This is a genomic window from Brevundimonas bullata (assembly GCF_014207965.1).
Taxonomy (GTDB): domain Bacteria; phylum Pseudomonadota; class Alphaproteobacteria; order Caulobacterales; family Caulobacteraceae; genus Brevundimonas; species Brevundimonas bullata_A.
The window spans coordinates 818,079-838,086 of record NZ_JACHLM010000001.1 but is presented as its reverse complement, the minus strand read 5'-3'; the positions used below and the strand labels follow the sequence as shown (position 1 = coordinate 838,086).

The 20,008-nt window shown below is 68.7% G+C and carries 17 protein-coding genes; 8 read left to right on the top strand and 9 right to left on the bottom strand.

What is annotated here, in order from left to right:
* Window positions 1–189: 189 nt before the first annotated feature.
* The gene (gene ppc / locus HNP51_RS04090; protein ID WP_184267333.1) at window positions 190–2,886 is read left to right on the top strand and encodes a phosphoenolpyruvate carboxylase; all 2,697 of its coding nucleotides are present in this window, start codon (window positions 190–192) and stop codon (window positions 2,884–2,886) included.
* Here the strand turns inward: ppc and HNP51_RS04085 are convergent, their stop codons facing one another.
* Both HNP51_RS04085 and HNP51_RS04080 read right to left on the bottom strand, forming a co-directional pair.
* Complete coding sequence (locus tag HNP51_RS04085; protein ID WP_184267331.1) at window positions 2,887–3,852, bottom strand: magnesium and cobalt transport protein CorA; 966 nt, start codon at window positions 3,850–3,852, stop codon at window positions 2,887–2,889. It lies immediately after the preceding gene.
* Between the two features lie 310 nt (window positions 3,853–4,162).
* On the bottom strand, window positions 4,163–6,346 hold the full coding sequence (locus tag HNP51_RS04080) for a M3 family metallopeptidase (protein WP_184267329.1): 2,184 nt from the start codon (window positions 6,344–6,346) through the stop codon (window positions 4,163–4,165).
* Window positions 6,347–6,465: 119 nt separating this feature from the next.
* Here HNP51_RS04080 and HNP51_RS04075 point away from each other — a divergent pair, with 119 nt between their 5' ends.
* Complete coding sequence (locus tag HNP51_RS04075) at window positions 6,466–7,323, top strand: glutamate racemase (protein ID WP_184267326.1); 858 nt, start codon at window positions 6,466–6,468, stop codon at window positions 7,321–7,323.
* Here HNP51_RS04075 and HNP51_RS04070 read toward each other — a convergent pair whose 3' ends face one another.
* Window positions 7,324–7,821 (bottom strand): S-type pyocin family protein, encoded by a 498-nt coding sequence (locus HNP51_RS04070; protein ID WP_184267324.1) that lies wholly within the window; start codon window positions 7,819–7,821, stop codon window positions 7,324–7,326. It abuts the gene before it with no gap.
* A gap of 134 nt (window positions 7,822–7,955) precedes the next feature.
* Between HNP51_RS04070 and coaBC the strand changes: the two genes are divergently transcribed.
* Both coaBC and dut read left to right on the top strand, forming a co-directional pair.
* A complete protein-coding gene (coaBC, locus tag HNP51_RS04065) occupies window positions 7,956–9,179 on the top strand; it encodes a bifunctional phosphopantothenoylcysteine decarboxylase/phosphopantothenate--cysteine ligase CoaBC (RefSeq protein WP_184267322.1) in 1,224 nt (407 codons plus the stop codon).
* Window positions 9,180–9,190: 11 nt separating this feature from the next.
* Entirely contained in the window at window positions 9,191–9,640 is a 450-nt protein-coding gene (gene dut, locus HNP51_RS04060) for a dUTP diphosphatase (RefSeq protein ID WP_184267320.1), read from the top strand.
* Window positions 9,641–9,646: 6 nt separating this feature from the next.
* Here the strand turns inward: dut and HNP51_RS04055 are convergent, their stop codons facing one another.
* The 4 genes from HNP51_RS04055 to dnaK all read right to left on the bottom strand — a co-directional run bounded on the left by HNP51_RS04055 (window position 9,647) and on the right by dnaK (window position 14,618).
* Entirely contained in the window at window positions 9,647–10,564 is a 918-nt protein-coding gene (locus HNP51_RS04055; RefSeq protein ID WP_184267318.1) for a DMT family transporter, read from the bottom strand.
* 5 nt (window positions 10,565–10,569) lie between these two features.
* Complete coding sequence (gene dapB / locus HNP51_RS04050) at window positions 10,570–11,319, bottom strand: 4-hydroxy-tetrahydrodipicolinate reductase (RefSeq protein ID WP_184267316.1); 750 nt, start codon at window positions 11,317–11,319, stop codon at window positions 10,570–10,572.
* Window positions 11,316–12,521 carry a molecular chaperone DnaJ gene (gene dnaJ / locus HNP51_RS04045; RefSeq protein ID WP_184267314.1) on the bottom strand — a complete coding sequence of 402 codons (1,206 nt, stop codon included), beginning with the start codon at window positions 12,519–12,521 and terminating at the stop codon, window positions 11,316–11,318. Before dnaJ ends, dapB begins: the two co-directional genes overlap by 4 nt.
* A gap of 183 nt (window positions 12,522–12,704) precedes the next feature.
* Complete coding sequence (dnaK, locus tag HNP51_RS04040; RefSeq protein WP_184267311.1) at window positions 12,705–14,618, bottom strand: molecular chaperone DnaK; 1,914 nt, start codon at window positions 14,616–14,618, stop codon at window positions 12,705–12,707.
* 441 nt (window positions 14,619–15,059) lie between these two features.
* Between dnaK and HNP51_RS04035 the strand changes: the two genes are divergently transcribed.
* Together HNP51_RS04035 and HNP51_RS04030 are read left to right on the top strand one after the other, a co-directional pair.
* Entirely contained in the window at window positions 15,060–15,683 is a 624-nt protein-coding gene (locus HNP51_RS04035) for an alpha-ketoglutarate-dependent dioxygenase AlkB (protein ID WP_184267309.1), read from the top strand.
* Between the two features lie 74 nt (window positions 15,684–15,757).
* Entirely contained in the window at window positions 15,758–16,660 is a 903-nt protein-coding gene (locus HNP51_RS04030) for a dienelactone hydrolase family protein (protein ID WP_184267307.1), read from the top strand.
* A 218-nt stretch (window positions 16,661–16,878) separates the two neighbouring features.
* Here HNP51_RS04030 and grpE read toward each other — a convergent pair whose 3' ends face one another.
* A complete protein-coding gene (gene grpE, locus HNP51_RS04025; RefSeq protein ID WP_184267580.1) occupies window positions 16,879–17,478 on the bottom strand; it encodes a nucleotide exchange factor GrpE in 600 nt (199 codons plus the stop codon).
* A gap of 41 nt (window positions 17,479–17,519) precedes the next feature.
* On the bottom strand, window positions 17,520–18,608 hold the full coding sequence (hrcA, locus tag HNP51_RS04020) for a heat-inducible transcriptional repressor HrcA (protein WP_409360099.1): 1,089 nt from the start codon (window positions 18,606–18,608) through the stop codon (window positions 17,520–17,522).
* Window positions 18,609–18,658: 50 nt separating this feature from the next.
* On the opposite strand from hrcA, the gene rph reads away from it, so the two are divergent.
* Window positions 18,659–19,375 (top strand): ribonuclease PH, encoded by a 717-nt coding sequence (gene rph, locus HNP51_RS04015; protein ID WP_184267305.1) that lies wholly within the window; start codon window positions 18,659–18,661, stop codon window positions 19,373–19,375.
* A 68-nt stretch (window positions 19,376–19,443) separates the two neighbouring features.
* Window positions 19,444–19,884 carry a hypothetical protein gene (locus HNP51_RS04010; RefSeq protein WP_184267303.1) on the top strand — a complete coding sequence of 147 codons (441 nt, stop codon included), beginning with the start codon at window positions 19,444–19,446 and terminating at the stop codon, window positions 19,882–19,884.
* Window positions 19,885–20,008: the final 124 nt, after the last annotated feature.

Below are 20,008 nucleotides of genomic sequence, written 5' to 3'. Positions count from 1 at the left end.
TACCGGAGGAGGCGCAGGTTCAATTGCGCCGGAAGCCGCGGCTTATGGAGCATCCACAAGCAAATGTCGACTCCTGCCTCACCGCGCTCTCAACCACACAAAGGGTTTCAGCGTTGACCATAAGGGCTAGGCGGCTCGGATTCCGCTGATACGGTTCCGCCCCCAGCCTCCCCGCTGAAGGACAATGCGATGATCCAGGCCGCCGACGACCGACTGCGCCAAGAAGTTCGCCTGCTGGGCGCCCTGCTCGGCGAGGTGATCCGTGACGAGGGCGGCCAGGACCTCTACGACCGGATCGAGGCGGTGCGTCAGGCCTCGGTGGCCTACCACCGCGACCCGGCCTCGCACGACGCCTCTCAACTGGAGGCCTTGCTGAAGGACCTGTCGCTGGATCAGGCCATCGGCCTGACCCACGGCTTCGCCGCCTTCTCCCTGCTGGCCAATGTCGCCGAGGACCGGGCGGGCAAGCGCCGCGCGCGGGAACAGGCCGTGGCCGGTGAACGCGCCGACACCCCCGAAGGCGCCTTGAAGCGGCTGGACGCGGCGGGCGTGGACCGGGCGGCGGTGCGCGATCTGCTGAGCCAGGCCCTGATCTCGCCGGTGCTGACCGCCCACCCGTCCGAGGTGCGACGCAAGAGCGTCATCGACCGCATCGGCGCGGTCGGCGCCCTGCTGGACGGCTGCGACCGAGACGGGATCGCCTGTTCGCCTACCAGGCTAAAGGCAGAACTGCGCCGCCAGATCGTCATCCTGTGGGCCACGCGGCTGACGCGGGCCTCGGGCCTGGTGGTGCAGGACGAGATCAATACCGTCACCGACTGGCTGCAACGCATCTTCCTGCACGTCGCCCCGGCGCAGCTGGCCGAGTGGCGCACGCTTCTGGACGCGCCCGACTTGCCGCCCTTCCTGCGCATCGGCACCTGGGTCGGCGGAGACCGCGACGGCAATCCCAACGTCGACGCCACGGTTCTGGCCGCCGCCTTCCGTACCCAGTCGCGCGCCGTGCTGCGCTTCTATCTGGAGGAGACGAATGCGCTCGGCGAAGAGCTCAGCCTGTCGGCCGACCTGACCACCGTGACGCCCGAACTGGCGGCCTTGGCCGACAGCTCAGGCGACGCCTCGATCCAGCGCGCGGACGAGCCCTATCGCCGCGCGCTGAGCCAGATCTACGCCCGCCTGTCGGCCACCCATCTGGCCCTGACCGGCGGTCCCGCCCCCCTGCCCGCCCAGTTCGAGGCCCCGGCCTATGACGGCCCCGACGCCTTCCGCGCCGACCTGGCCGTGCTGCACGACAGCCTGATCCGCACCCACGGCGCCGTCTTCGCCGACGACCGGCTGGCGCGGCTGATCACGGCGGCGGACGTCTTCGGCTTCCACATGGCGACGCTGGACCTGCGCCAGAACTCGGATGTGCACGAGCGGGTCGTGGCCGACCTGCTGAAGGTCGCGGGCGTCTGTCCCGACTACGCTGCCCTAGACGAAGAGGCGCGGCTGACCGTGCTGGCCCGCGAACTGGCCAATCCCCGCCCGCTGTTCTCGCCCTATGCCGACTATGCGCCCGAGACGCTGAAGGAGCGCGCCATCCTGCAAGCGGCGGCGAGCGCGCTGTCCGCCTTCGGGCCCCAGGCCATCCGCACCCATATCGTGTCCAAGACCGACGCCGCGTCCGACATGCTGGAGGTCTATCTGTTGCTGAAGGAGGTCGGCCTCTACGACCCGGCCGACCCCGCCGCCTGCCCCGTCCAGGCCGCCCCCCTGTTCGAGACCATCGAGGACCTGCGCGCCTCGCAGCCCACGCTGGAGCGGGTGCTGGCCGAGCCGTCAGCCCGCGCCGTCGCGACCGCGCGCGGGGTGCAGGAGGTCATGATCGGCTATTCCGATAGCAACAAGGACGGCTCCTACCTGACCTCAGGCTGGGAACTGCACGAGGCCTCGCGCGCCCTGCTGGAGGTGACCCGCGCGGCGGGGGTCCGTCTGCAACTGTTCCACGGTCGCGGCGGCGCGGTCGGGCGCGGCGGCGGCTCCAGCTTCTCGGCGGTTCTGGGCCAGCCGGCGGGGACGGTGGCCGGCCGCATCCGCGTCACCGAACAGGGCGAGGTCATCGCCAACAAGTACGGCGAGCCGGAGGTGGCGCAGCGTAACCTCGACGCCCTGACCTGCGGGACCCTGCTGGCCTCGCTCGGCCCACAGACCGACGGCGGCTACAGCGCCCAGCACGGCGCCACGGCGGCGCGCCTGTCGGCGGCCTCGATGAAGGCCTATCGCGCCCTGGTCTATGAGACGCCGGGCTTCGTCGACTATTTCCGCGCCGCCACCCCCATCGCCGAGATCGCCGACCTGAAGATCGGCTCGCGCCCGGCCTCGCGTTCAACCTCCACCGCCATCGAGGACCTGCGGGCCATTCCCTGGGTGTTCAGCTGGTCGCAATCGCGGGTCATGCTGCCCGGCTGGTACGGCTTCGGCTCGGCGGTTCGGGGCGAGAACCCGGACGAGCTGCGCGACATGGCCGCCGCCTGGCCCTTCTTCCGCACCGTGGTCCAGAACATGGAGATGGTGATGGCCAAGGCCGACATGGCCATCGCCCGCCGCTACGCCAAGCTGGTCCCCGACCCGGCCCTGGCCGAGCGCATCTATGGCGCCATCCGTGCGGAGTGGGACCGGACCCGCGACGCCGTCCTGTCGATCACCGGCCACGACGACCTGCTGGGCGGCCAGCCCGAGCTGGACCGCCTGATCCGCCAGCGCATGCCCTATGTCGAGCCGCTGAACCATGTGCAGATCGAACTGATCCGCCGACGCCGCGCCGGCGACGACGACCCCCGCGTCAGGAACGGCATCCTTCTGGCCATCAACGGCGTGGCGGCGGGCCTCAGGAACAGCGGCTGATCACAGCCACTTGGTCCGCTTGAAGGTGATGTAGAGGCCAAGGCAGATGGCGAAGATCAGCCCCATCACCAGCGGATAGCCATAGGCCCAGCGCAGTTCCGGCATGTGCTCGAAATTCATGCCGTAGATGCCGGCCACCGCCGTCGGCGTGGCCAGGATGGCGGCCCAGGCGGCCAGCTTGCGGGTGATGACGCCCTGGCGCTGCTGCTCCAGCAGGTTGGAGACCTCGAACACCGAGGCCAGAATGTCGCGCAGGCTCGCCGCCCGGCTGGAGACGCGGCGGACATGGTCGGCCACGTCGCGGAAATAGGGGCGGACCTCGCGGTCGATGCAGGGCAGGTCCAGCGACTGCAGTTTATTGGCCACCTCCTCCATCGGGCCGAGCACCCGGCTGAACTTCAGCAGTTCGCGGCGCAGCTGGAACAGGCGCTTGATGTCGGCGCGAGACAGGAAGCTGTCCAGCGCCCGCTGCTCCATCTCCAGCACGCTGTCCTCGATGTCATCGACGATAGGGACGTAGGCGTCGACGATGAAGTCCAGCACCCCGTGCAGGATGAAGTCGGCGCCGTGCTTCAACTGCAGCGGCGAGGCCTCCAGCTGGGCGCGCAGCTGGGTATGGGCGCGGGCCGAGCCGTGGCGGATGGTGATGACGTAGCGGGGCCCGACGAAGACGTGGGTCTCGCCATACCAGATGGCGTCGTCGGCCTTTTGCGCCGTGCGGGCGACGATGAAGAGCTCGCCGCCATAGACCTCGATCTTGGGCATCTGATGCGCCGCCAGCGCATCCTCGACCGCCAGGGGGTGCAGGCGGAAGCGCCGCACCAGGACCTCAAACTCCTCGCTCGTCGGCTCGTACAGGCCGATCCACAGGTATTCGCCCGGCTTGAGCCGCAAGCCCTCATCGGTCAGCGGCGCCTCGCGAACCCGCTTGCCGTCCTTGTAGATATAGGAGGCGACGACGCTCATGGGCGCTCCTTCATGCGAACGGCCAAGGCTTACGCCACCTCAGCCGGAAACAGAATGGGCTTGCAGACAAGGCTCCTCCTCCCCGTCATTCCGGGGCGCGCAGCGAACCCGGAACCCAGGCGCCGACTCCCGTCGCGCCCTGCCGATCAAGCGCCTGGCCCCCGGATCGCCCCTCCGGGTCGTCCGGGGTCACAGCGCGGTTGGCGCAACGATGCCGGCCAAAGAAAAGGGCCCGGCGGATTACTCCACCGAGCCCTCTTCAACTTTAGCGCTAACGGGCCTCAAGTAGCCCGAAGGGCGGTAGGCCCCCTTACGAAACAGGGAAGCCGCGCACCTTCAGCAGGGCCGCCACGTCGGGGTTGCGGCCGCGGAACTGGCGATAGGCGTCGCCGCGATCCGTGGTGTTGCCGGGCGCCAGGATGATCGACTTGAAGCGGCCGCCGATCTCCGGGTTGAAGACGTCGCCCGACTCTTCGAAGTAGGCCCAGGTGTCGGCGTCCATCACTTCCGACCACAGGTAGGAATAGTAGCCGGCCGAGTAGGCGTCCGAGGTGAAGAGGTGGTTGAACTGCGGCAGACGGTGCCGCATCACGATCTCCTTCGGCATGCCCAGACGGTCCAGCGAGGCCTTCTCGAAGGCCGCGATGTCGGTCGGCGGCGTGGCCTGCATATGCAGGTCCATGTCGACCAGGGCCGAGGACAGGTAGCTGACGGTGGCGTAGCCCTGGTTGAAGGTCGAGGAGGCCTCGATCTTGTCCACCAGCGCCTGCGGCATCGGCTGCTTGGTCTCGACGTGCTTCATGTAGCCGTCGAGGATCGGGCGGCTCAGCACCCAGTGCTCGTGCACCTGCGACGGATATTCGACGAAGTCGCGCGGGGTGTTGCCGAACGACGGATAGGTCACCACCGACGAGAAGTAGTGCAGGGCGTGGCCGAACTCGTGGAACAGGGTCTCGGCGTCGTCCAGCGAGATCAGCAGGGGCTGACCGGCCTCGGCCTTGACGAAGTTGTTGTTGTTCGAGGCCAGGATCGGCTTGGCGCCCGTCAGGGTCGAGAAGGACCGATAGGTGGTCATCCAGGCGCCCGAACGCTTGCCCGGACGGGCGAAGTCGTCGGCGTAATACAGACCGATCAGCTTGCCGGTAGCCTTGTCAGTGACCTCATAGGTGGTCACGTCGGGCTCGAAGGTCGAGACCGTGCCCTTGGCAAGGGGCTTGAAGACGAAGCCGTACAGGCGCTCGGCCATGTAGAAGGAGGCTGCGCGGACGGCGTGCAGCTCGAAGTAGGGCTTCAGCTCGTTCTGATCGAGGTCGTACTTGGCCTTGCGGACCTTCTCGGCGAAGTAGAGGTAGTCCCAGGGCTCGATGTCATAACCGGCGATCGCCTTCATGTCGGCGATCTCTTCGGCCACGCGGGCCTTGGCCGGGGTCCAGACGCGCTGCATCAGCTCCATCGCCGCGGCCGGGGTCTTGGCCATGGTGTCCTGCATGCGCCATTCGGCGTGGTTGCCGAAGCCGAGCAGCTTGGCGCGCTGCTGACGCAGGGCCACGATCTGGGCGATGGTCGACTTGGTGTCGTTGGCGTCGCCGTTGTCGCCGCGCTTGACGAACTTCTTCCAGACCTGCTCGCGCAGGGCGCGGTCGTCGGCGAAGGTCAGGAAGGGGTCGACGCTGGAGCGGGTGTTGACGATGGCCCAGCCCTGGACGTTGCGCGAACGCGCAGCGGCGGCGGCGGCGGCCTTGTTGGACTCAGGCAGACCCTTCAGGCCGGCTTCATTGGTGATGACGGTCCAGGTGTTCTCGTCGGCCACCACCTTTTGACCGAAGCCGGTGAAGGCGTTCGACAGGGCGGTGTTGATGCGGCCCAGCTCGGCCTTGCCGGCGGCGTCCAGGGCGGCGCCGTTGCGGACGAAGGCGTCGCGGCTGCGCTCGGCCAAACGCTTCTGCTGGGCGTTCAGGCCCGCCGCCTCGGCGCCGTCGGCCACGGCCTTGATGCGGGCGAACAGCTTCTCGTTAAAGGTGATCTCGTCCGAGGCGGCCGACAGGATCGGCGACAGCTCGGTCTCCAGAACATCCCACTGCTCGCCGCCGATGTTCGAGGTCATGACGCTGAACACGTTCAGGGCCCGGTCCAGCGGCTCGCCGACCAGCTCCATGGCCACCAGGGTGTTGGCGAAGGTCGGGGCGTCGGGGTTGTTGGCGATCGCGGCCACGTCGGCGCGTTGCAGCTCGATGCCTTCCAGGATGGCTTCGCGCATCTTCGGCGCGGTCACCTTGTCCCACGGCGGAACGCCCTCATAGGGTCCGGTCCAGGGCTGCAGCAGCTCGGCGCGCGGCGCGGTCGTCGGCAGGACGGCGCGGGCGAGGCGGGCTTCGTCGGCGGTCGAGAGGGCCGTGGCCGATCCGGTCATTCCGTTCTCCAGGGCGCCGGCGGAGGCGCAGCCCGTCAGGGCGAAGAGGCTCGCGCCCCCGATGAGAAGATGGCGTCTGTGCATCCAGGTCTCCCAACCATAGCTGTTTCGAACTTCCCCCGGGGTGCTCGCCCGGACGTCGCATGAGGTTGATGTAATCCTAACTATTGGACGACGGAACCCCACGGGTCTAAAGCCGCGTCATGGCGATAGGCGTTTTTGACTCCGGCGTGGGCGGACTGACGGTCCACCGCGAACTCGTGGCCCGCTTTCCGACGCGGGACTTCATCTATCTGGGCGACCAGGGGCACGCCCCCTATGGCGGGCGCGGCGGCGAGGATATCGTCGAGCTGACGCGCGCCGGGTGCGAGCGTCTGTTCGAGGCCGGCGCCTCGGTTGTGGTCCTGGCCTGCAACACGGCCTCGGCCATCGCCCTGCGCCGGCTGCAGCAGACCTGGATTCCGGGCATGCGCGAAAAGCTGGGCCGTCCGGTCAACGTCCTGGGCATCATCGTGCCGACCATCGAGGCGGCCACCGGCCTGCCCTGGTCCTATGAGCACAACGGCCGGCTGGAAGGGCAGAAGAAGGAGGCGATCGACATCACCGGCGTCTTCTGCACCGCCGCCACGGCCATGAGCCGGGTCTATGAGATCGAGATCGACAAGCGCCGCGAGGACCTGGCCGTCTTCACCGAGGCCTGTCCCGGCCTGGCGGGCCTGATCGAACTGGGCGCCCCGGCCGAGGAGCTGAAGGTGGTGGTCGACGACCACGTCGACGCCCTGCGCCGCCGCATCGGCCGTCACCCGGACAAGGCCATCCTGGGCTGCACCCACTACGAGATCGTGGCCGACCTGTTCGCCGCCGCCCTGCCCGCCGGGGTCCAGGTGATCAGCCAGCCGACCGCCGTGGCCGACTCGCTGGAACGCTATTTCGCCCGCCACCCCGAATACGACCTGGGGTCGTCAGCGCGCCGCGACTTCCTGACCACCGGCACGCCCGGCCCGCAGTCCGACCTGATCGCCCGCTTCTGGGGCGCGCCGCTGACGTTTGACGCCGCCTGATTACTCGGACGACGCCGAGCGGCGCTGGCCGAAGGTCGGCGCCCGCTCTTTTTGCTGCGCCCAGTAGGCCGGGCCGTCGTCCGGCTTGAACATGGTGCGGGGCACGCCGTTACGGTCCGTCACGGCGAAGGTGTTGGTCGAGGCCTGATAATAGAGGGTGTCGCCGTTCGGGCGCTTGACCGTCTCGGTCCCCTTCGGCGTCGCCTCGGTGAAGGCCCGCACCTTGACCAGATAATCGTCCGCCGACTTCGCCCCGAACGACCCGCCGTTCCGCTCATACAGGCGCTGGATTTTGGCGTCGGCGGTTTCGCGCCGGTTGGCCGTGACCGGCGGCTTGGCCTCTGGAACCGTTTCCATCTCGCTGTCGGGCGCCGCCGCCGAGATCAGGGCGACAGGCTCAGTCGTCGCCCGTTCGCGCGTCTCGACCGCCGAGCCGCCGCTGTCGCACGCCGCCAGAACCAGCGCCGTGAGCGCCGCCGTCGCCACATGAATCCGCATGGGTCGTCCCTCCCTGAAAAACCCGCCGAACGCAGGTATGCACAGAGCGAACGTTCGCGCAATGTTCCTACTGACAATTCTGTTTGAATAGAGGTTGTCTCGACGGCGTCATGCGGCCCCGCTAGAGATTCCCCATGACCGCATCCTCGCTATCGGGCCGCAAGGTCCTGCTGATCGTCGGCGGCGGCATCGCCGCCTACAAGGCGCTGGAGCTGACGCGCCTGCTGAAGAAGGCCGGAGCCGAGGTGATGAGCCTGTTGACCGCCGCCGGGGCCGAGTTCGTCACCCCCATGTCGCTGGCGGCCCTGACCGGCCATCCGGTGCGGCAGGCCCTGTTCATGCCGGAAGACGAGACGGCCATGGGTCATATCGAGCTGTCGCGCTGGGCCGACCTGGTGGTGGTGGCGCCGGCGACAGCCGGGCTGATCGCCAAGGCGGCCAACGGGATGGCCGACGACCTGGCTTCGACCACCCTGCTGGCCACCGACAAGAAGGTGCTGCTGGCCCCGGCGATGAACGTGCGCATGTGGCTGCACCCGGCGGTTCAGGCCAATGTCGAGCGGCTGAAGGGCTTTGACGGCTTCCACGGCGCAGCCGTCATCGGGCCGGACGAGGGCGAGATGGCCTGCGGCGAGTTCGGGCCGGGACGCATGGCCGAGCCCGCCGTCATCTTCAACGAGATCGCCCGCCTGCTGGCCGGGCCGGATGGCCGCCCCCTGACCGGCAGGACCGCCGTGGTCACCGCCGGGCCGACGTTCGAGCCCATCGACCCGGTGCGCGGCCTGACCAATCGCTCCAGCGGCAAGCAGGGCTATGCCGTCGCCGCCGCCCTGGCCGAACTGGGCGCCGAGGTGACCCTGATCTCCGGTCCGGTGGCGCTGGAGGCGCCGGTCGGCGTCACCCGTGTCTGGGTCGAGGCCGCGACCGAGATGAAGGCCGCCGTCGAAGCCGCGCTTCCAGCCGACATCGCCGTGATGAGCGCCGCCGTCGCCGACTGGCGCGTGGACGGCGTCGCCTCGGGCAAGATCAAGAAGAAGCCGGGCGGGCCGCCGTCCCTGGCCCTGATCGAGAACCCCGACATCCTGGCGGGCGTTTCCGCCCCCGGACCCAGGCGCCCGAAGCTGGTGGTCGGCTTCGCCGCCGAAACCAGCGACCTGGAGGCCAACGCCCGCGCCAAGCTGTCGCGAAAGGGCTGCGACTGGATCATCGGCAACGACGTGTCCGACGAGGTCTTCGGTTCCGACGGCAACGCCGTGACCCTGTTCACCCGTGACGGCGCCGAGCCCTGGCCGCGCCAGTCCAAGACCGATGTGGCGCGCAAGATCGCCCAGCGCATCGCCGATCATTTCAAGGCTTGAGAGACTTCTCCATGACCACCGTCCGCGTCGAACGCCTGCCCCACGCCGAGGGCCTGGCCCTGCCCGCCTATGAGACGACAGGATCGGCGGGCATGGACCTGCGCGCCGCCGTGGCCGAGTTCGAGCCGGTCGTGCTGCAACCGGGCGAGCGCAAGCTGATCCCGACCGGGCTGAAGATCGCGCTGGAGCCCGGCTATGAGGCCCAGGTGCGGCCCCGTTCGGGTCTGGCGCTGAAGCACGGCGTCACCTGCCTGAATTCGCCCGGCACCATCGACAGCGACTATCGCGGCGAGGTCGGGGTCATCCTGATCAACCACGGACAGATCCCCTTCGAGATCCGACGCGGCGAACGCATCGCCCAGCTTGTTATCGCTTCTTACGCCCAGGCCGTCATGGCCGGGGTCGAGGCTCTGGACGAGACCGCGCGCGGCGCCGGCGGCTTCGGCTCGACGGGGCGCTAAAGGCCGTCAGACCGAGGGCGACGGCGGCGTGATCTCACGCCGCAACACCCGCTCGCGCCAGGCGGTGTAGAGACCGCTGCCGGCGATCAGGGCGGCCCCGGCCAGGGTGGCCAGCGTCGGCGCATCGCTCAGCAGCAGCCAGCCGAGCACGACGGCGCCGACCATCTGCAGATAGTCCAGAGGGGCCAGGGCCGAGACCGGGGCGTGCTGCAGCGAGGTGGTCATCAGCAGTTGCGCCAGGCCGCCCGCCAGTCCGCCCGCGGCCAGAATGGCCAGCACCGCCCAGCTATGGCTGTGGCCGTCGATCAGGGTCAGGACCCCGCCGACCGTGGCGCAGGCGACGAAGAACCAGAAGACGATGGCGGTGGCCGATTCCGTCTTGCCCAACTGGCGCAGGGTGACGGTGACGGCGGCGGCGACGAAGGCCCCGCCCAGAGCGAACAGCAGGCCGGCCAGAGGCGGGGCGCCCGCCGCGCCGGGCCGCACCATGACCAGGACGCCGAGGAAGCCGAGGACCACCGCCGTCCAGCGATGACGCCCCACCTTCTCCTTCAGGAAGAGGATGGACAGCAGGGTGGCGAAGATGGGGGCGGTGAAGCCGATGGTGGTGGCGTCGGCCAGCGGCAGCAGCCTAAGCCCCTGGAAGATCAGCAGAATGCCCGTCACGCCCAGGGCGCAGCGCCAGACATGGACCATGGGTCGGCGGGTCGAGAGCGAGGCCAGCCCGCCCTTGGCGCTCAGCACCCACATCAGCACGACCGGCAGGCCGAAGATCGAGCGGTAGAAGACCATCTCGCCCGCCGAGACGGGCTCCAGCGTCGCCGCCCACTTCATCAGGGCGTACATCAGGGAGAAGCTGAGGGCCGACGCCGCCCGCAGCGCCATGCCGTAGCTGGTCCCCTGACGCGCGCCGTGCGGGATCATCCGGCTCAGGCCTGACGGAAGCCGAGCACGTCCTGCATGTCATAGAGGCCGGGGCGGCGGTTGCGCACCCAGGCGGCGGCGGCCACGGCGCCCTTGGCGAACAGGGAGCGGTCAATGGCCGAGTGCGACAGGGTCAGCAGTTCGTCTTCCGAACCGAACAGGACCGTGTGCTCGCCGATGACGCCGCCGGCGCGCAAGGAGGCGAAGCCGATCTTGCCCGGTTCGCGCGGACCGGTGATGCCGTCATAGGGGGCGGTCTTGAGGTCCTCCAGATCACGACCCCGTCCGTTGGCTGCGGCCTCGCCCAGCATCAGGGCAGTGCCCGAGGGGGCGTCCACCTTGCGCCGGTGATGGGTCTCCAGCACCTCGATGTCCCAGTCGCGACCGTCCAGACGCTGGGCCGCGTGCTCGACCAGACCGATCAGGATGTTGAGGCCCAGCGAAAAGTTGCCGCTGCGGACGATGGCGATCTTTTCCGCCGCCGCCTCGATCAGGGCGTCCTGTTCCGGCGACAGGCCGGTGGAGCCGATGACCAGGGCCGGACCGCCGCGCTCGGCGCAGGCGCGCGCCAGTTCGACCGAGGCCTCGGGCGTCGAGAAGTCGATGATGACGTCGCACAGCTTCAGGTCGGGCGTCTCGCCGCGATCAAACCGGACGGCGACCACCACGTCCTCACGGGCGTCCAGAACCTGCGAAACGGCGCGGCCCATGCGGCCCCGGGCGCCGGAGATGCCGGCGTGGAAGATGTCGCTCACGCGGTCTCTTTCGGATTGTCGGCGTCGCCGCCAAGAATATCGGCCCAGAACCGCTTGGCCTTACCCGCGAAACTGGAGTTGCGCGGATTCTGGCTCTCTCCGAACGAGGCTGCAAGCTCCTGCATCAGTTCCTTCTGACGCGGAGTAAGATCGGTCGGGGTCTCGACGAACAACTCGACCACCAAATCGCCGCGCTGGCGGCCGTTCAGGTGGGGCATGCCCTTGCCCTTGATGCGGATGGTCTTGCCGGTCTGGGCGCCGGCGGGCACCTCGACCGTGGCCTTGCACTTGCCGTCGCAGGCCTCGGACACCAGGCAGGGGGCGTCGACCACGCCGCCGAGCGCCGCCACCGTCATCGGCACCGGCACCGTGACCAGCAGGTCCAGGTTGTCGCGCTCGAACAGTTCATGGTCGTGCACCGACAGGAAGACATAGAGGTCGCCGCGCGGACCGCCGCGCTGGCCGGCCTCGCCCTCGCCCGACAGGCGGATGCGCGAGCCGTCGTCGACGCCGGCGGGGATCTTCAGGCTGAGCTGGCGGTTCTTGCGAACCTGGCCGTGACCGTGACAGGTCCCGCAGGGGTCAGCGATCATCTCGCCCGAGCCGCCGCAGCGGGGGCAGGTGCGCTCGACCTGGAAGAAGCCGTTGGCCTGGCGCACGCGCCCGGCGCCGCCGCAGCTGGAGCAGATGGTCGGCTTGGTCCCGGCCTTGGCGCCCGAACCGTCGCAGACCTCGCAGGTCATGGTGGTGGGCACCGCGATCTCGACCTCGGCGCCCTTGTAGGCCTGCTCCAGGGTGATCTCGAGGTCATAGCGCAGGTCCGAGCCGCGACGCGGTCCGCCCTGCTGCTGACGCCCGCCGCCCCGGCCGCCGAAGGCGTCCCCGAAGGCGTCGCCGAAGACCTGGGAGAAGATGTCGTTGATGTCGTGGAAACCCTGGCCGCCGCCGCGTCCGAACGGGTCGCCGCCGGCGCCGCCGTTCACGCCTGCATGACCGTAACGGTCATAGGCCGCGCGTTTCTGATCGTCCGACAACACCGTATAGGCCTCGGAGATTTCCTTGAACTGGGCGAGGGATTCCTCGGAGCCGCCGTTGCGGTCCGGGTGGTGAACCATGGCCAGCTTGCGATAGGCCGACTTCAGGCCGGCGGCGTCGATCGTGCGCTCGACCCCCAGGATTTCGTAATAGTCACGCTGCGCCATCAGGCGTTCGTCCTCTTACTTTTCTCGGTGTCCGCGGCCCTTCTTGAGCGAGGGCGGCGCGTCCACGAATGACCCAAAGACCATGTCTGCTGACATGGGCGCCCGGTCGAATGATGCAAGTTTTATGAAACGGCCCCGCCTGCCGTCGGGCAAGCGGGGCCGGTCGTCATAAGTCGCGTTTCGTTACGCGTTCTTCTTGTCGTCGTCTTCGTCCGAGACTTCCTCGAACTCGGCGTCGACCACGCCGTCGTCGGCGGGGGCTTCGGTCGGGGCGCCGTCTTCACCGGCGCCCTGCTGCGCGGCGTACATGGCCTCGCCCAGCTTCATCGCCGCCTGGGACAGGGCGTTGGTCTTCTCGCGGATGGCCTCGGGGTCCGAGCCTTCCTTGGCCGCCTTCAGGTCGTCCAGAGCCGACTGGATGGTCGCCTTGGTGGCGTCGTCGACCTTGTCGCCGTGCTCGGCCAGGGCCTTCTCGGTCGAGTGGATCAGGCTGTCGGCGCCGTTGGTCGCCTCGACCAGCTCCTTGCGGACCTTGTCGGCGGCGGCGTTGGCTTCGGCTTCCTTGACCATCTTCTCGATGTCGGCGTCCGACAGGCCGCCATTGGCCTGGATGCGGATCGACTGTTCCTTGTTGGTCGCCTTGTCCTTGGCGGTGACGTGGACGATGCCGTTGGCGTCGATGTCGAAGGCGACCTCGATCTGCGGCATGCCGCGCGGCGCCGGCGGAATGCCCATCAGGTCGAACTGACCCAGGACCTTGTTGTCGGCGGCCATCGGACGCTCGCCCTGGAAGACCCGGATCGTCACGGCCGACTGGTTGTCGTCGGCGGTCGAGAAGACCTGGCTCTTCTTGGTCGGGATGGTGGTGTTGCGCTCGATCAGCGGGGTGAAGACGCCGCCCAGGGTTTCGATGCCCAGGGTCAGCGGGGTCACGTCCAGCAGCAGCACGTCCTTGACGTCGCCTTGCAGAACGCCGGCCTGAACGGCGGCGCCCAGGGCCACGACTTCGTCAGGGTTCACGCCCTTGTGCGGCTCCTTGCCGAAGAAGGCCTTCACGGCTTCCACGACCTTGGGCATGCGGGTCATGCCGCCGACCAGGACGACTTCGTCGATGTCGCCGGCCTTCAGACCGGCGTCGGCCAGGGCCTTCTTGCAGGGCTCGATGGTGCGCTGGATCAGGTCGTCGACCAGGGCTTCCAGCTTGGCGCGCGACAGCTTGATGTTCAGGTGAAGCGGGCCCGAGGCGTTCATCGTGATGAACGGCAGGTTGACCTCGTACTGGGCCGTCGAGGACAGCTCCTTCTTGGCCTTCTCGGCTTCTTCCTTCAGACGCTGCAGGGCCAGCTTGTCGGTCCGCAGATCGACGCCCTGTTCCTTCTTGAACTCGTCGGCCAGGTAGTCGACCAGACGCAGGTCGAAGTCCTCGCCGCCCAGGAAGGTGTCGCCGTTGGTCGACTTCACCTCGAAGACGCCGTCGCCGATCTCGAGGATCGAGACGTCGAAGGTGCCGCCGCCCAGGTCATAGACAGCGATCTTCTGGCCTTCGTGCTTCTCAAGGCCATAGGCCAGAGCAGCGGCGGTCGGCTCGTTGATGATGCGCAGGACTTCCAGGCCGGCGATCTTGCCGGCGTCCTTCGTCGCCTGACGCTGGGCGTCGTTGAAGTAGGCCGGAACGGTGATCACGGCCTGGGTCACGGTCTCGCCGAGGTAGGCCTCAGCGGCCTCCTTCATCTTGCCGAGGGTGAAGGCCGAAATCTGTTGCGGCGAATAGTCCTTGCCGTGGGCGCGCACCCAGGCGTCGCCCGTCGGGCCCTTGACGATCTCATAGGGCACCATGGCCTTGTCCTTGGCCACCACCGGGTCATCGAAATTGCGGCCGATCAGGCGCTTGATGGCGAAGAAGGTGTTGGTCGGGTTGGTCACCGCCTGGCGACGCGCAGGCTGGCCGACGAGCACTTCGCCGCTGTCCTGGATCGCCACGACCGACGGGGTCGTGCGGTTGCCTTCGGCGTTTTCGATGACCTTGGGGTTCTTGCCGTCCATGACGGCCACGCACGAGTTGGTCGTGCCGAGGTCGATGCCGATGATCTTGGCCATGAGCTTGTCTTTTCACTCCTTGCGGCGGGCGATGCGGCGGCCTTCGAAAAGCGCCGCGCGTGACCGCCCCCAGTTGGGCTGAAAGCCGTTCCGGACATCCGGTCGGGCGGGTTGAATGGTTTCGGTCGAAAGCCCCAAGAATTTCGGGGTTTCTTCCGGACAGGCCCGGATATGGGAAAGACCGCAGGGGCTGCAAGGGTTTCGTGCGGTTCAGGACGGATTCGGCGCCGTTTCCCTATCCAACCCTCTCCGTTGGGAGAGGGCTTGAGCCTCGGAGAGCCGAAGGCGATCCGCAAGGCGAAAGGGTGAGGGGCTAAGATGTCAGTCGGCATCAGCCGTATTGACGGCTCTGCGACGGCTTGCGCCGACGGACGCCGACGCCCCTCATCCGACCCTTCGGGCCACCTTCTCCCATCGGGAGAAGGGTCCTAAATGGAGAGAATGACCGCCGACCGTCCCCGCGAAACCCCGACCGGCCTGCCCGGCTTTCGCCTGTGGCCCGGCGCGCTGGACGCAGAAGCCCAACAGGCCCTGCTGACCGAGGTGCTGGCGGCGGCGCAAACCGCCCCCTTTTATCGCCCCGTCACACCCGGCGGTCGGCCCTTTTCGGTCGAGATGACCGGGATGGGGCCGTTGGCCTGGGTCTCGGACCGGGCGGGCTATCGCTATCAGACGACCCATCCGGTCACCGACGCGCCCTGGCCGCCGATGCCGCAGAGCCTGCTGGACCTGTGGGACGTCCTGACCGGCTGGCCCGTTCCGCCTGACGCCTGTCTGGTCAACCTCTATCGCCATGAGGCGAAGATGGGCCTGCATCAGGACAAGGACGAGGCCGACCTGGGCGCCCCCGTCCTGTCGGTGTCGCTGGGCGATACTGCGGTGTTCCGCATTGGTCCCGCCGAGGGCGGCAGGACCCAGAGCCTGAAGCTGGCCTCCGGCGACGTCTGCGCCCTGACCGGGCCGGCAAGGCTGGCGCGGCACGGGATAGACCGCCTGCTGGCCGGCTCGTCGCAGTTGGTCCCCGGCGGCGGGCGGATCAACCTGACGCTGAGGCGGGCGCGCTGATCGGGACTCGACGGCGGCGTCAAAGCCGGGCCACAGTCGGCGCCTCACACTTGAAGCCGTACCGGAGACCCGCGATGACCCTGATCACCCGGCCCGAGGGCCTGAGCGCCGACCAGATCGCTCCCAGCCGCCGCAGCCTGGGCGTGGCGGCCCTCGGCGGCGTGGCCTTCGCCGCCTACGCTCCCGCCGCCCTCAGCCAAGCGGCCAGCCCGATCACCACCGACAGCGCTGGCCTGATCGCCCACACCGTCTCCTATCCTGCGCCCGACGGTTTCGAATTGCCCGCCTATGTGGCCCGGCCCGAGGGCGACGGCCCCTTCCCCGTCGTCATCGTCGTGTCCGAGATCTTCGGCGTGCACGAATACATCCGCGACATCTGCCGTCGTCTGGCCAAGGCCGGCTACGCCGCCGTCGCCCCCGCCTTCTTCGTGCGCAAGGCCGACCCCGCCCCGCTCAGCGACATGCAATCCATCATGACCATCGTGGCCGCCGCCGGATACGAACAGGTCATGGGCGACGTGGCCGCGACCCTGGACTGGATCGGCCTTCAATCCTGGGCCCGGTCAGACCGGGTCGGGATCACCGGCTTCTGCTGGGGCGGCAAGGTGGTGTGGCAGGCCTGCGCCCGCTTCCCGGCGCTGGACGCCGGCGTCGCCTGGTACGGTCGCCTGGCCCCGGCCGCCAACGCCACCGACGAACAGAAGACGGCCGGACGCCCCTGGCCGATCGATCTGGCGGGCGAGCTCAAGGCCCCGGTCCTGGGCCTCTATGGCGGCCAGGACGGCGGCATTCCCAATGACACGGTCAAGGCGATGAACGACGCCCTCGCCGCCGCCGGCAAGACCGACAGCCAGATCATCCTCTACGACGACGCCCCGCACGGCTTCCACGCCGACTATCGCGCCAGCTACCGCGAGGCGAACGCCAAGGACGGCTGGGCAAGGTTGCTGGCCTTGTTCGAGGCGCGGCTGAAATAGCTCCCTTCCCCCTCGAGGGGGGAAGGGTCGGGGATGGGGGTGGAGCCGCTGTGCGTAAAGGATAGGCGCAGGAGGCGTGGGCGGCGCCTCTAGAGCCCTCACTGGAACGGTCTGCTCGCACCCCCACCCAACCCTCCCCCCTCGAGGGGGAGGGCTCAGCATGAAAAAAGGCCCGGAGCGTCTGCTCCGGGCCTTTCCCGTTTTCAATCAGCCGAAACTCACGCCTTGGCGTCGAAATTCCCGCCGGTCGTGTTGGCTTCCGAATAGGCGCCGCCAGCCGCCGGGCCCGAGCCCTTGGCCGCGACCGCCACCATGGCCGCGCGCACGGTGCGGCCGAACAGGGCGTAGCCGGGTTGCAGGGTCTGGATCACCGTGCCGCCCGGCACGCTGTCCGAAGGCTGCTCCATCACGGCCTGATGCAGGTGGGGGTCGAAGGCCTCCCCCGGCTCGGGCGCGACGCGCGTCAGGCCGTTGGATTCAAAGGCCGACAGCAGGGACTTCTGCGTCAGCTCCAGACCCGTGACCATGGCGGCGACCGGGCTGTCGGCCTCGACGCCCTCCAGCACCTTGGGCGCCGACTGCAGACCGCGCTCCAGGGTGTCGGCCACGCTCAGCAGGTCCTTGGCGAAACGCTGGATGGCGTAGGCGCGGGCGTCGTTGGCCTGGGTCTCGGCGCGGCGCTTGGTGTTCTCGGTGTCGGCCACGGCGCGCAGGGCGCGGTCCTTCCATTGGTCGCGCTCGGCGATCAGGGCGTCGACCACGGCCATGTCGCCGTCGTCCGCGCCTTCGGCTGCGGCGTCGATGGCGGCCTCTCCCATGTCCTGTTCGAGTTGGTCGCGGGTCTCGTCGTTGATGTCGTTCACGTCTCTTGTCCGTCCAGAATCCGGCCCAGCACCCGGGCGGTATAGTCCACCAACGGTATGACACGGGCATAGTTCAGTCTTGCAGGGCCGATGACGCCGATGGCGCCCAGCATCCGCTGCCGACCCGTCATATAGGGCGCCGCGATCACGGCGGAACCCGAAAGCGAAAACAAGCGCGTTTCTGCGCCGATGAAGATGCGCACCCCCTGGGCTGCGCCGACGCCGTCCAGCAGGCCGATCAGCTGTTCCTTCTGCTCCAGATCGTCGAACAGAACGCGGACCCGCTCCAGATCCTCGACAGCCTGGGCGTCCTGCAACAGGTTGGCGCGGCCGCGCACGATCAGGGACCGATCACGCTCGCCCCCGCCCGACCAGGCGGCCAGACCGTCCTCGACCAGACGGGCGGCGGCCACGTTCAGCTCGCGTCGGGCGGCGTCCAGCTCGGCGCTCATCTCGGTGCGCGCCTCGGCCAGGGGGCGGCCCTTCAGCCGGGCGTTGAGGAAGTTGGAGGCCTCGGTCAGGGTCGAGGGCGTCACCCCCGCCGACAGGGGCATCAGCCGGTTTTCGATGGTGCCGTCGTCGCCGACCAGAACCGCCAGGGCCTGATCATGGCCCAGGGCCACGAACTCGACGTGCTTGACCCCCGCATCGCGCACTGGACTAGCGACGATGCCCGCCCCGCCGGCCAGACCGGACAGAAGATTGGTGGCGGCGTCCAGGGCCTCTTCGAAGTTGCGCCCCTTCCCCGCCAGACGCGCGTCGATCTCGCGTCGCTCCTCCTGGCCGATGTCGCCGACCTCCAGCAGGCCGTCGACGAACAGGCGCAGACCCGCATGGGTCGGCACCCGCCCCGACGAGGTGTGGGGCGAGGCCAAAAGGCCCGCCAGCGTCAAGTCCTGCATGGTGTTGCGGATCGACGCGGGCGACAGGGCCAGCCCCCCGCGCGAGATGGTGCGCGACCCGACCGGCTCGCCCGTCTCCAGATAGGTCTCGACGATGCGGCGGAAGATATCGCGCGCGCGGGCGTCCAGCGTCCCCAACCCGGCGGGGGCGCTTCCGAACGGCGACGGGTGGGGGGCATACAGGCTCACGCTTTCAGGATAAGCACGCGCCACTCAGGTTCCAAGGAAATCTCATGCGCCCGTCCGAACGCACCCCCGAACAACTCCGCACCGTCACGCTGGAAACCGGCGTCAACCGCTACGCCGAGGGCTCGTGCCTGGTGTCGTTCGGCCACACCAAGGTCCTGTGCACCGCCTCGATCGAGGAAAAGGTGCCGGGCTGGATGCGCAACACCGGCCAGGGCTGGGTCACCGCCGAATACGGCATGCTGCCCCGCGCCACCCACACGCGCGGTCGTCGTGAAGCCGCCGCCGGCAAGCAGTCGGGCCGCACCCAGGAAATCCAGCGCCTGATCGGCCGCTCCTTGCGCGCCGTGGTCGACCTGAAGGCGCTCGGCGAGCGTCAGGTCCTGATCGACTGCGACGTCATCCAGGCCGACGGCGGCACCCGCACCGCCTCGATCACCGGGGCCTGGGTGGCCATGGCCACGGCCCTGAACTACCTCAAGGACGAGGGCGTGCTGAAGGCCGACCCCATCATCGATCAGGTGGCGGCGGTGTCCTGCGGCATCTTCAACGACCTGCCGGTTCTGGACCTCGACTATGAGGAAGACTCCACCGCCGAGGCCGACAGCAACTTCGTCCTGACCGGCGCCGGCGGCATCGTCGAGATCCAGGCCACGGGCGAGAAGCGCGGCTTCAGCCGTCCCGAGTTCGACCGCCTGTTCCAACTGGCCGAGATCGGCTGCACCGACCTGTTCGCCCTGCAACGCGCGGCGTTGGGCCGCTAAACACAACAGGCTAGGCCGCGAGGGCCGATCAAGGCATGGTGCGGTCTTCTGCGAACGGAGACTGCCTCATGCGCCCCGCCCTCGCCGCCTCTCTTCTGGCCCTGACAGCCGCCCTGCTGGCCGGATGCGGCCAGCCGCAGCCCGCGCCCGCCGAGGCGCCGCCTGCGGGCGTCGACACGCCGCTGACGCAAGAACCGATCGACGCCGTGCCGCTCAAGGCCGCGCCGATCGCGCCGCCCAGACCCAAGACCGAAGCCAAGGCCGAGCCCAAGCCGGAAGCCGAGCCAGCGGCGCCCGCCGTCCCGCCCGTCGGCGAACCCGGCTCCTGCCTCTCCGAGATCGGCGAGGCCCGTTCCAAACGTCTGGTCGAGCGCTGCATCGCCGTCAGCCCCGCCACCCGTCCGCCTTGCAACAGCGCCAACCCCTGCGACCTGATCCAGGGCGAGATCGACCGTTCCTGCGCCATGTATGGGCCGGATGAGACGAAACCGAAGGAATGCGCCGCCTGATCCCAGACGCCGCCGCCCCCCTTCATGGGGAGGGTGGTCGCGTAGCGACCGGGTGGGGAGGGCCAGGCTGATTATCTGCGGCGCCTGACCTGCCGAAGCGCCCCCACCCGTCTGCCGCTTCGCG